The sequence below is a fragment of the Bradyrhizobium brasilense genome (genome assembly GCF_029714345.1).
GTDB lineage: Bacteria > Pseudomonadota > Alphaproteobacteria > Rhizobiales > Xanthobacteraceae > Bradyrhizobium > Bradyrhizobium australafricanum.
This window is the reverse complement of record NZ_CP121669.1, coordinates 7027792-7039975: the sequence shown is the minus strand read 5'-3', so window position 1 is coordinate 7039975 and position 12184 is coordinate 7027792. Positions and strand designations below refer to the sequence as shown.

The window sequence follows — 12184 nt, the reverse complement described above, 5'->3', positions numbered from 1 at the left end:
CCTCCTGGCGCATGAGGGGATCCGGCTAGGCAAGAAACAACGCACGGATCGACAGAGCGGCTGAAGCCGCGACGCTGAACAACAGAATTGCGATGTACATCGATCGGGTCGGGGCCGGAACACGAATGGATGAAACGTGCAACACGGCGAGTGTGGCAAAGGAGCCAGGAAGCAGCCATGAGAACAATGGCTGTTGCACAAAGGGCTCTGCCAGCACGAGGAGTGCAAGGATCGGAACGTCATAGGATAACGGCAGTCCCGTAAAGCAACGATCCGTCGACAGGCCAGTGATTCCAAAGTAGCTCAGACGGAGGGCACCTGCGACAAGCAGCGTCGTACCCACAGCGGCAGACAGAAGGGTAACGCCGTGCAGCTGCAGCAACGCGATCGAGGGAAATACCGCACCGTAAATGAGATCAGAGAAGCCGTCGAGACTCTTGCCCATCGTTGCGGCTGTTTCTGAACGGTTCCGGATCCGGCGTGCGACAATCCCGTCGAGCTGGTCTGCAAGCATTGCCCAGAGTGCGACTGCAACGGCAAGTTCGATGCGGCCGTCCGTCACGAGAGACAAGGCGACCCCGGACAATATCATGCCCGATGCTGTGATCGCGTTGGCCGGATCGAGCAGATACCGGAGCATGATACTCACTCGCCGCAATCAATCATTCCGGGGGGCCGGCCTGCCGCCTTGTGTGGTGCTCTCGTCGGCGAACAGGCTGCTTGCGATGCGAAGATCTTCGGCCGTGTCGATCTCCCACCAGCGCACATGATCGCATCGCGCTGCCGCGAGCCGCAGGCCCCGTCGTTCGATCAGAAACGCCAGCAGTTCTTCGGTATAAGCCTGCGTAGCTCCTGAACCGATAATGTCCTTGAGCGCAGGCACAATCGTCATCCGCAGGGTCGATTCCGAGAATCGAAACAGATTGAGTGTCTTGAAAACCATCGGCCCACCGGCCGGCAGGTCGGCGCCGGACTGTTTCATGCGAAAGCACGAGATGAACCCGCACTCGGAAAGCAGGACTGCAGATCCCTGCATTGTTGCCCGAAATGGTGCGACGGCTGCTGCGTCGGGAGAGTTGCCCCGGGCAAGACAGTGCAGCGTGTCCTCCTCGAAAAAGACGTCACCCTCGAGGAGGTAGATGTCGCCGCGCAGGAGCGCCTCGCGCGCCAGCCAGAGCGAATATGCGCTGCCCGTGCGGTCGAAAACCGAAGACTCGACGTAGTCGATTTTCAGCTTGCCGAAGCGCTTGCCGCACGCATATTGAATTGCGTCCTTCCGGTAACCGATGACGATCGTCACCTCCTGCACGCCGACCGCCTCCAGACGTCGCAGTGCGTTGTGGAGTATCGGCGTTCCATTGACCTCGACCAATGGCTTTGGCCGCAGATCGGTCAGGGGTCGCAAGCGGGAACCGGCGCCGGCGGCAAGAACGACGGCATGTCTGGGAGCGGTGCTTGCCATTCGGTTCTCTTTCGTTGCCCCGGGGCCACGTGTCGATTCGGGTCGCAGACCTGGATGAGACAGCCGGGCGTCGGGCCAGGCGTCTGACGCCTCGTTCAGCGCGTTGGTTGTGTTTGCTGCTGTGGAGCGAAGCGCAGCTGGTCACCATTCCTCTCGGGAAGGCCGTTCATCTTGCAGAGCAGCCGCTCCGGGTTGATGGCGAGCCCTTCAAACGGTGAACGATTGAGAGAAAAAGGGATGGCGATACGGCAAGACGGTACGGCGGGACAGGCTGTCTGTCGTTCGACGTTATGCCGGTTGAGAAGAACCTTGAGCCGCTTGCTCCGGACCGGATGCCAGACGACATCATGACAGCAATCCTTCAAAATCATTGCTGCTCTGTTCATGGCGCTCCGGGCGTCGTCTCCGGGACAGATATCGCGCTTCCGCATCAGCGAGCTCGTCGTACCTGAACAGTTCGAAGATCTCGTCGAGCGTCGCTATTGCAGGCTCAATGCCGGCAGTACTCTCCTCGGCGACAATGCGACTGCAGACCTGCCGCATTGCCGCTGTTGCAGCGCGCATGGAGTGATTGGCCCAGATCACCGTGGAAATCCCTGCCCTGCGATATGCCGAAACCGGCGTTCGATAGTACTTCGTTGGAACGATCACGACCGGTAACTTGTTCTGCCAGGCTCTGGCGAATGCGAAGATCTCGTCCGCGGCGGTCCTTCGCGAGTGAATGAGGATCGCATCAGATCCTGCCTCGGCATAGGCGTGGGCGCGGGAGATTGCTTCGTCGATGTCGTGCCCGGCGATCAGCGCTTCGATACGGGCCACGAGGATCAGATCGTCCGCGACCGTGTCCTTTACGGCGCGCAGGCGGCCTGAGAACTCATCGACGTCGGCAAGGGGATGCCGGTTGCCAAGGAGCGAGTTCGTCTTCGGAAAGCAGCTGTCCTCCAGTGCGACGCCGGCAGCACCACACTGGCGGAGTTTGCGGGCCAGCAGACGGGCGTTGTTGAAGTTCCCGAAGCCGCCGTCCCCGTCGACCAGAACCGGCAGCTGGCTCGAGTCCACGATTCGCTCGACGACCCCGGCGAGCTGGCTCCAGGATGCTTCGCTGGCGTCGCGATATCCCAGCGAGGAGGCGATCGACAGGCCCGATGCCCAGAGGCCCTTGAAACCTGCGCGTCCGGCGATCGCGGCGGAGAGGCCGTCATGCGCTTCCATGAGGAACGAGATTTCACTGCTGCAGCAGACCTGCGCGCGCAGCATCTCGGCAAATGACGGGGTGGCGGACCGGATACGGCCGTTGGCGAGGACAGAAGGTGATGGAGCCTGCATGCCAATCCTTGTGCGCTTGACCGGCCGATGTTCGTCAGTGACGGTGACATGTGTCTGTCATCTGGAGCAATGATCAGCGTTGGTAGTTGACGCATGCTGAATTGCCGGCCACCGCTCGGGATACGCAAGAGTTCTGGCGTGTGGTCTTCAGCTGCACGCGCGAGCCCTCAGTCACTCGCAGTCCGCGCCCGTCGGACTGTCCCGCAGGCGGGTGGCTAACCGGGCATGTGGAGGCGCACGCCGCCGGAGCCGGGCGGGAGGGCTCCCGTTGATCGGCCTCGAGTTCAGGCAGCGACAGCGTGGTCGTCAGCGGCCGGCTTCCGCTGCCGTTCCGCAAGTCTTCAGCCGCAATCCTTGTATGTTGACGTTTTGGCAGTGGCGTCGGCGCGCAGTGTACCCCGGTCAGGCCTCCGGCGCACCGATGATCGGGCGCCTCAAGGGCCGCCAAGTGCTCTGATGTCGGGCGTGCTACACGCTGTCGGGCTCATGACACGCCCGACCGGAAAACGGCGTCTGGGATCAACTCCAGGAACTGGCATGAGCCTTGATTGAGCATGCCGGCAGCCCCGGTTGAAGGAGTGGCAGTGGTGGCCAACAACATCATCGGCTCCTCGCGGATCGTCCGGGCCTGGCACGAACTCGATTATTCGAGTGACGCGACCGTTCGCAACGCGCATCCGGTTTTGTCAGCATGATCGATTACTGGATCGTGGTCCGCGACAATGTCGCTGCGCGTTCGCGTTGCGGCGCTGCGCCTGTGCCTGGTCCTCTGCCTGCCGGCAACAATATCCGGGAGGCAGCCATATTCAAACGACTCGAATCCGAGATCCGGCGCATGAACCTTGAGGGAGCGGCTGCGGTTGACTGGGGCACGGTCAATATGCTGTCGCTCGATATTCTGTCGAACCGGTCAAAGGACATCCTCGTCGCCTCCTGGGCCACCTATGGCCTGTTTCGGGTCGAGGGATACCAGGGCCTTGCCGTCGGTCTCGGCGTGTTGCGGGGCATGGTGGATGCGCACTGGGACCGGTTATTTCCGCCGGTCACGCGGGAAGATGCGCGGGCAGGGGCGGTCGACTGGCTCCTTCACCTCATCCCCGCGCTGGCCGGGAACGAGCCGGCCGAAGCCGATGCTTCAGCCGTGATTGCCGCATATGATGCGCTTGATGGATTCGCTGGCGCACTCGGCGCCAGGCTGGTCAACCGGCAGGTTACTCTGGATGTCTTGTTCCGGTCGCTGCAGTCGTATTACGAACGGGCAACCGGCGCTGTAGCCGCGGCGGCCGAACATGCGGCCGAGACGATGCAAGCCGGGCCGGGCCAGGGCCGCGTTGGCGGAACGCCCCTCTCCGGCTGAAGCTGCTCAACGAGTAGCACGGAATATAGCGCTGCACGTGGCGGTACTGGTATTTCGCTGCCTCGCGCCGTCGGGTCCGCTTTTTGCTCTTTGCCGTGCCGGGCTTCGTCGTTACGGCGTTCGTCTTGCACGTCCCCGCTGGCGCCGGATTTTCCCGGTGGCGGGTCCATCACAGGTTCGGCTCTTCGTCGGCGAACGGCAAACCTGCAGGATCTTCGAACACCGTCTCCAGAATCGACGCATGGGGTCCTTGTCTGGCCGGGGATGGTGCGCCGGACCCGTCCTGACTTCCGCCGACCTGAAACAAAAGTGAGGTGTGACGGTATCTGAAGCGGAAGCCGGAGTCTTCAGATCGCAAAAGTTGATCATTCCATCGCAAAAGTGCGTGGAACGTTGAATGATTATCCGACTGCAACCATAAATCGTCACAGGCCTGCAGTTTCCTTGCGCGTGCATTCACAAGATGCGGGGAAATAGTGCAAATGTCAGGTGCGGACTGGAGATCAGAGCGCGCATATCGCGATATAGGGAAAGCCGGGGCGGACGACATAGCCTGGGAGTGGCTACGCCGCGATCGTGAGTATCAAGCAGACTTCAAGGCCCTCGGGAGCAAACAATCCAGCGCGACAGATCACTTCCGACGGAAGTGGGGGCTGACGTTTCGCGGCTGATCCGGAACAGGCGTTCGACCAACAAACTGTTTTCTGGTCGCCCGAGGCATTGTCGACCGTGCTGACGATCCGCACGGCGATCTGCCCGACTGCGTCCAGGCCGTACGAACTCGATTTTGCCGACCTGGCAGGCTGCGAGCTTCGTGAGGCGCCGGACGGATGGCACGCCATCGTGCCCCTCGGAGGCGCGAGGCATCGGCTTTGGCTGAAAGAACTTCCCGCGAGCGGATCAACGGTTGCCGTTGACTTGCCGCTCGACCGCGACTTCGATCTCCGCTTGCAGGCCGCGCACCGGTTCTGGCTGGCGCTCGAACAGCGTCCTCTTGGGCGGCCCCCACTCGCTCAATCGATCGGGACCCGGCATCGGCATATCCTCGCTTTGCGTGCAATGGACGGGTGGCTGGAAGGCAACAGTTACCGCAAGATCGCGCAGGGTCTGTTTGGTCATTCAAGCATTCCCGATCGAGGCTGGAAAACGCATGATCTGCGCAGCCGGACCATTCGCCTTGTCCAGACTGGATTGCGTCTCATGCGAGGCGGCTATCGTGACCTGCTCCGTCGCAAGCGCCGGGACAGGGACGACACCTCCTGAGCACGCTGACAGGCTGGCTGCTCTGCGCGGCACCGATGGCGTGGTCGGCCTTGGACCTGCGTCTGCATGGCGTGATCAATTGGCGAGCGATTATGGACGGCGACTTGACACGGTTTCGTGGTTGCTGGTGGAAAGCCGTCCCCTGTTTCAGGCAAAACCGTTTTCGCAGGGCGTCAAGCATGCTGATCATAGCTCAGTGAACGGGGGCGAAGCCGGAATGAGACATCATCGGCCGTCCGCAATGTCATGGCGCAGACCAGCCAGGCCTGTCGGAAGTTGAACATCTCCGCGTGCGCGCTGTGCGAAGAGCTATATCAAGCGAAGATCAGGACACGTTTCGAGACCTTGCCGCCATGCTATGCTCTCGTCCCAACGAACAGTTCGCGTGTATCGGAATTCTTGCCAACTCCGGAATTGCGCGCTGGCTCCGGTTCAATCAGCTTCGGACCGGAATGCAGCAGGCCGTGTGGTGCAATCAATCTGGAGCGCGCGCTCGGGATCGATGGATCAATCGGCCGTCCGGCGAGGTGAAATTCGGGCTGATCATTCTGAGCCGACAGGTGCGGGGAAGCAGGACTGTTCATCCGTGGCGCAGACCACCTTGTCGTTTGGAGCAGGGTACAATCTGACAGAGGAAGGGTCGTAGGCCGTGGCATTTGATCGTCGAACCTTCGCTCTGGGCGGGTTTTCTGCGCTTGTGGGCGGATATGCGCTGGTTCAACAGGGGCGGACCGCGCCGGCCCGGAGCGCCGTCATCGCAGGCTATGTCGCCCCATGGAAAGCCCGGGCAGGCGGTCCAGGCATCCGGACGATCCCGGTTCGCGAGCTGACCCACTTGATGTATGCGTTCGGTATCGTTTCGACGGAAGGACTGGCCGAACTTGCGGATCGTTGCCTCGACGCGGGAGCCTGCGACGGAACCTCGCTCTCGAGTCCGCTCGGCGGTAACTTCGCCCAACTCGCCGAATTGAAGCGGGACAATCCGCAGCTGCGGATTCTGATCTCGCTGGGCGGTTGGAATGGATCGAAGTATTTCTCGGCCGCCGCTGCCACGCCGCTCTCTCGCGCGCGGTTCGCGCGATCCGTGATCGATGCGTTCTTTCGGCCTTATCCTCGCCTCTTCGATGGTGTGGACATTGATTGGGAGTTTCCCGTCTCGGGAGGACGTGTGGATAACCTCGTGCACCCTGAGGATCGTCCGAATTTCACACTCCTGATAGCGGAATTGCGCCGACAGCTTGACGAGCTTTCTGCATCGGAGCACAGGGAGCTGGAGCTCACCATCGCTGTGTCGGCCGTTCCCGACAAGATTGTCAATCTGGAGGTGGCCGCCCTTGCCCGGCTGGTCGAGCGGCTTCATCTGATGGCCTATGACTATCGCGCCGGCTCGGCCTTTGCCGGCTTCAATGCTCCGCTGTTCGCCTGCGCCGGCGATCCAGATCCAGATCTCAATGTCGATGCAAGTGTGAATGCCTTGATCCGGGCCGGCGTATCGCCTGCCAAGGTGGCGCTCGGGGTGGCCTTCTATGGCCGGGCTGTTGCGGACGTTCCGCAGGAGAACGGGGGGCTCTTCCAGAAGGGCGCGGCGGCGAGCGAGGAGTGGGGAGGGAGCGACGGCATCGATTATCGGGATATCGTCGCCAGGCGACCGGAAGAGCAGGGCTTTCGCCGGTACTGGAGCGATGAGGCAAAGGTGCCCTGGCTCTATGACGCCGAACGGCGCATATGGATCAGCTACGACGATCCGCTCTCCATCGCACGAAAGGCGATGTACGCGCGCGCCCGTGAACTCGCCGGGATCATGATCTGGGACCTGTTCGCCGACGACGGTTCGCTGCTCGCGGCCCTCCGCACCGGCACCCTTCCTTCGCAAAAATCCGAATAGGTGTGTGGTCAGCGGGCCGCTTGTCGGCGATGCGCGATCGCTAGTTTCGCAGCGATAGTTGGGAAGATGCGCCGCCGGTTCTCCTATCCAGGACTACGGCTGATCGCGGCGGATGAGGCGTCCGCACCTCGGATTTGAATCATTGGCCTTCATCGCCCTGACGAGTGCATGCATGGCGTTGAACGACAGCCACTTGGCTCGTCGTTGGTCAGCTTCCCGAAAGCTGGCTCTGCCCCCTGGCGTCGTGGGGATATCGCTCGCAGCTGATCTGCGACTGAATCAAACGCAAACATCGTCAAACGGAGTTTTGAGATGGTTCGAATTCATGATGCGCTCGACACGGCAACGTTGGCCTACGGCAGTACATCAGGCGCTGCCCAGCAAGATGAAACCATAAACCAGCACGCCTTTGACCAGCAACTGCACGAGATACCGCCGGAGCTGGATGAACCAGCCGGTGCAGGTCCCGACCATTCTATTGCCCCGGACGAGGTGGCGGATGTGGTCAACCAGCAACCCGACATGAAGCTTGTCATTATTTCGAGCCGCGGCGCCGAGTTCGAGCCCGATAAACCCCAGGCCGGCGGGCTTGCTGCTGCCCTCGAGCCGGTCGTTGAACGCTCCGGCGCCGCCTGGATATTCTCATCGAAAGAGCGCGGCGACGGGACTGAACGGCCCCTGCCACTCGATAACATTGGTGCAGGTCAGATCGCCAGGCCCGATCTGCCGGCTGCGCATTTTCCCGGCTACTATCGGGATTATTCGAATTCAACGTTGTGGCCGGTGTTGCACTCCCTGTCCGACCGGATGTCGCGCACCGAACAAAGTTACGACAGCTATCGGCAGACGAACGATTTCATCGCGCGCGGCATTCACGCTACGCGATCGGGATGCATTCTGGGTGCATGATTATCATTTATTTCCGCTCGGGGCCGAGTTGCGCAAGCTCGGCATTGAGCGGCCAACCGGCTTTTCCTGCACACGCCGTGGCCGGAGCCCGACATGATAGGGCGCGTAGCCAACCATCGCGAGCTGATGAAATCGATGCTTGAATACGATCTGCTGGGCTTTCAGACGAAGCGGGACCTGAACAATTTCGCGGCCTGCCTGCGAACCCGTTTCGGGCTCGAGAGCTGGGATGGTGTCGTGACTACGGCGCGAGGCCAGACGCGACTGCAAAAGTTTCCGATCGGGATCGATCCGAGGCAGTTCGCAGAACATCTCGCTGCAGATCTCTCTCCCGCAGAGCAAGAGAAAGTCTCGTCAATATTGCAAAACTGCGAGGGATCCAGGTTTGCGATCGGCGTGGACCGGCTCGATTATACGAAGGGTATCGACAAGCGGGTCGAAGGGCTCAATCAGCTTCTAAGGACGGAGCCGCACAGCATCTCGCTGTTGCAGATCGCGCCGCCCTCCAGGAGTATCAAAACTACAGAGCCGACGTGGTGAGCGCTATCGACCACGTCAATGCCGAGCATGGCACAAGCGAGTGGAGGCCGATCCACTTCAGGAATGAGCCGTTCAGTCAGGCTGCACTCGCGCGGCTTTACCGCGCGGCCCATGTTGGCGTCGTGACCCCGTTGCGCGACGGCATGAATCTTGTGGCGAAAGAATATGTTGCCGCACAAGACCCGGAGGATCCCGGTGTGCTGGTCCTGTCCAGGTTTGCGGGCGCGGCTGAAGATTTCAACGAGAACGAAGCGCTTCTGGTGGATCCGAACCACCCTGAAGAGATCGCAGCCGCTATTTCGAAGGCGACCCACATGCCGCGTGAGGAGCGCGTCACCCGCTGGCGCTCGATGATGGACAAGATTGAATCCTATACCATCTACGACTGGTCGACGGATTACCTTCGAGAGCTGGACAAAAGCCGAGTCACTGTTTCCGCTGATCAGTTCCACCATCTCGGTCTTGGCTGGACCAACGAGGCTCAAATGCCGCTGTATCAGAACTATGCCGAGGCTCTCACCGCCTACAATGAGATTGATCCCGATGATGCCGCCTTGCAGGAGGCTGCCTATGCAGACGTGAAGTCGGCCTTTGAGGCGTTGGCGGGCCCACTCAACCATACACAGGATAGACTCTGGGAACTGCCGGCGCCGATAGCTCCGCTCGATGGTCGTCGCGGTCATGAGCTTCGTGCCGGCGAGGAGTGATCGGGCGGGAAGTAGAGCGCGGCGGACTATACGCGTCTGTAGTAGGACCACTACGGAACAATCCACATCCGGGGCGCCGGCGCGGTTCTTGCGGACCGCGCAGGCCCGCATGACGGGGACGTAAATGAGCTGCGTCAAGCCAACATTCGAGCGGTCATGACCGGATCGGGAGCGATACGGCCAACTTGTTGTCACCTGTAAACGGCGCAGATGCGCGGGCCGCAGCACCAGTCGGCGCGACGCTGCCCGTTGATCGTTCTGCGCCGGAAATGGGCGCTTGCCTGGGGGCGCAACAGCACCGCTGCGGAACGGCCCGCCGCGAGGGTTACGCTCGCTTCCGGCCAGCCCAAGCGCGATCCCGCCGGCACGCTGCCGATGTCTGCTTGGCAACCAATGTCGGCAACGGGACATGGTCCTGCAGCCTTGAGCGGCTGAAACCTGCGACTCTTTAGCCGGCACGCAGTTTGCAGTGAATCGGTCCGCAAGGTAGCGCAAGCTGCGCTGTGTCATGCGTTGCGTGCTTTCCGCCTGCTTCTGCTTGGGGGGCGCTAGGCTTGCGAGCATGGCTCATCGGGAGAAAGCTTATGAACACGTCACTTCTCTCCGCCGCGCTGCCTTCGATTGACCGCGCCACGTCCACGGCGCTTTCGCAGGAGCGAGCGACTATGGCGGCGGCAAATGATCCATCGCTCTGGCTCGAGGACATCGAAGGAGAAGGCGCGCTGGCTTGGGCTCGCGCCGAGAACGAGAAGACACTCGGGGTGCTCCAGTCAGATCCCCGGTATCGGCGCTTTTACGAGCAGGCGCTCTCCATCCTGCAGGCCAAGGATCGGATTGCTTACGTTTCGTTGGGACGGCGCGGCTTAGGAAATTTTTGGCAAGACGAGAATCATGTGCGTGGCATCTGGCGGCGCACCACTCTGGAAAGCTATTGCAGCCAGAATCCACAGTGGGAGACCATCCTCGACGTGGACGCGTTGGCCGTCGCCGAGAACAGGAACTGGATCTTCCAGGGTTGCAGCTGCCTTCCGCCTGACGAACGCCTCTGCCTGATTCATCTTTCCGACGGCGGCAAGGATGCCGCGTCCATCCGCGAGTTCGACCGCGAGACGAACTCCTTCGTTGCGAACGGCTTTCATCTTCCAGAAGGCAAGCAGAACGTCAGCTGGGTCGATGATGACACACTCCTTGTTGCACGGGACTGGGGCGAGAGGTCTTTGACGCAGGCCGGCTACCCCTTTGTGGTGAAGGAGCTCAAACGCGCTCAGCCGCTCAGTGACGCTCGCGAGATCTTTCGCGGCGAGCGTACCGATGTTCAGACGCTGCCCCTGGTACTTCGAGACAGCGAAGGTCAAGTCCATGCGACCGGCGCCATCCGGATCATTAGTTCTGTCGAGCGTGATCATGTGGTGTTCCGCCCCGATGGGCCAATCAAGCTCAATCTGCCGAAGAAGGCTGCGATAGTTGGACTTGCGAGCGGCCGCCTGCTTGTGGAGCTTGACGAAGAATGGAAGCCCGATGACGTCAGATTTGGGGCCGGCTCACTGATTTCGTATGACTTGGCCGAATGGAAAGAGGATCCGCTGCGCGCCAAAGCCTCGCTTGTCTTCCAGCCTGGGCCCCGCCAGGCCTTGAGCGAGCTCAGTCGCACGAAGAATTTGTTGATCCTGACGATCCTTGAGAACGTCCAGAGCAAAGTATTCGCTTATAAATTCGATCGGGGAGCCTGGTCGGCGACGCTGATCCCGCTGCCGCAACATACAAATGTCAGCGTGTCAGCCACGTCCGAGCAAGCGGACCGGGCGATGTTCACCGTCTCGAACTACCTCAGGCCAACATCAATCTGGTATTTTGATGCCGAAACCAAAAAACTTGAGGAATTGAAGACGACACCTACTGCCTTTGATGCGTCCAATCATGTCGTAGACCAGTTCGAAGCGACTTCGCGTGACGGCACGTCAATTCCCTATTTTCTGGTGCGGCCGAAGGACGCGAGGTTTGACGGCGCCATCCCGACGCTTCTTTATGGCTATGGTGGGTTCCAGGCCTCGCTTCTGCCTTCCTATCTCGGACCCGTGGGGCGGCTCTGGCTCGAGCAGGGCAATGCCTATGTCGTGGCAAATCTGCGCGGCGGCGGCGAGTTTGGTCCTCAATGGCATCAAGCAGCCCAGGGGGCAACGAAGCAGACGACATGGGATGATTTCATTGCCGTTGCCGAGGACCTGATCCGCCGCAAGATCACGAGTCCGCGGCGGCTGGGCGTAATAGGCGGCAGCCAGGGCGGCCTACTCGTTGGTGCCGCAATCACCCAACGTCCCGAACTCTTCAACGCGGCGATCATCCAGGTGCCGCTGTTTGACATGCTTCGATACACCAGCCTCGGCGCAGGCGCCTCCTGGATTGCCGAGTACGGTGATCCTGCCATCGCCGAGCAGCGTGCGTGGATCGAAGCCTACTCGCCCTATCAGAAGCTGGTACCGGGCAAGACCTACCCCGCTCCTTTCATTCTCACCTCCACCAAGGACGACCGCGTCCATCCGGCGCACGGCCGCAAGGCTGCTGCGAGACTAGCTGCGCTCGGTCAGCCCTACTTCTACTACGAGAACATCGATGGAGGACACAGCGCTGCGGCGAATCTGGTCGAACATGCGCGTCGACTAGCGCTTGAATATACCTATGCATCGAAGCGGCTTTGTTCTGATTAAATTCGGCGCAAGCTTCGAATCGAGGCAGGT

General features: G+C 60.9%; 10 protein-coding genes and 1 pseudogene. 7 read left to right on the top strand and 4 right to left on the bottom strand.

Annotation, left to right across the window (positions count from 1 at the left end; all coding sequences use genetic code 11):
* Window positions 1-25: 25 nt before the first annotated feature.
* The 4 genes from QA635_RS32665 to aepX all read right to left on the bottom strand — a co-directional run bounded on the left by QA635_RS32665 (window position 26) and on the right by aepX (window position 2719).
* Window positions 26-640: a CDP-alcohol phosphatidyltransferase family protein gene (locus QA635_RS32665; RefSeq protein WP_283063779.1), complete on the bottom strand. Its 615-nt coding sequence runs from the start codon at window positions 638-640 to the stop codon at window positions 26-28.
* An 18-nt stretch (window positions 641-658) separates the two neighbouring features.
* Entirely contained in the window at window positions 659-1462 is an 804-nt protein-coding gene (locus tag QA635_RS32660) for a phosphocholine cytidylyltransferase family protein (RefSeq protein ID WP_283063778.1), read from the bottom strand.
* A 95-nt stretch (window positions 1463-1557) separates the two neighbouring features.
* Window positions 1558-1833 (bottom strand): hypothetical protein, encoded by a 276-nt coding sequence (locus QA635_RS32655; RefSeq protein ID WP_283063777.1) that lies wholly within the window; start codon window positions 1831-1833, stop codon window positions 1558-1560.
* Window positions 1808-2719, bottom strand: coding sequence for a phosphoenolpyruvate mutase (gene aepX, locus QA635_RS32650; protein ID WP_283071950.1), 912 nt, complete (start codon window positions 2717-2719; stop codon window positions 1808-1810). The genes QA635_RS32655 and aepX overlap by 26 nt, the downstream gene beginning before the upstream one ends.
* Before the next feature lie 760 nt (window positions 2720-3479).
* Between aepX and QA635_RS32645 the strand changes: the two genes are divergently transcribed.
* The 7 genes and pseudogenes from QA635_RS32645 (at window position 3480) to QA635_RS32615 (ending at window position 12154) form a co-directional block, all read left to right on the top strand.
* The gene (locus QA635_RS32645) at window positions 3480-4145 is read left to right on the top strand and encodes a type VI secretion system ImpA family N-terminal domain-containing protein (protein ID WP_283063776.1); all 666 of its coding nucleotides are present in this window, start codon (window positions 3480-3482) and stop codon (window positions 4143-4145) included.
* A gap of 482 nt (window positions 4146-4627) precedes the next feature.
* A complete protein-coding gene (locus tag QA635_RS41860) occupies window positions 4628-4816 on the top strand; it encodes a transcriptional regulator domain-containing protein (protein WP_425249079.1) in 189 nt (62 codons plus the stop codon).
* Window positions 4817-4874: 58 nt separating this feature from the next.
* The gene (locus QA635_RS32640; RefSeq protein WP_341850448.1) at window positions 4875-5408 is read left to right on the top strand and encodes a DUF2285 domain-containing protein; all 534 of its coding nucleotides are present in this window, start codon (window positions 4875-4877) and stop codon (window positions 5406-5408) included.
* A gap of 649 nt (window positions 5409-6057) precedes the next feature.
* Window positions 6058-7293, top strand: a complete 1236-nt coding sequence (locus QA635_RS32635; RefSeq protein ID WP_283063775.1) for a glycoside hydrolase family 18 protein — start codon at window positions 6058-6060, stop codon at window positions 7291-7293.
* Between the two features lie 312 nt (window positions 7294-7605).
* The gene (locus tag QA635_RS32630; RefSeq protein WP_283063774.1) at window positions 7606-8202 is read left to right on the top strand and encodes a hypothetical protein; all 597 of its coding nucleotides are present in this window, start codon (window positions 7606-7608) and stop codon (window positions 8200-8202) included.
* 93 nt (window positions 8203-8295) lie between these two features.
* Window positions 8296-9449, top strand: a pseudogene (locus QA635_RS41855) (alpha,alpha-trehalose-phosphate synthase (UDP-forming)).
* Window positions 9450-10033: 584 nt separating this feature from the next.
* Window positions 10034-12154, top strand: coding sequence for a prolyl oligopeptidase family serine peptidase (locus QA635_RS32615; protein WP_283063769.1), 2121 nt, complete (start codon window positions 10034-10036; stop codon window positions 12152-12154).
* Window positions 12155-12184 lie beyond the last annotated feature (30 nt).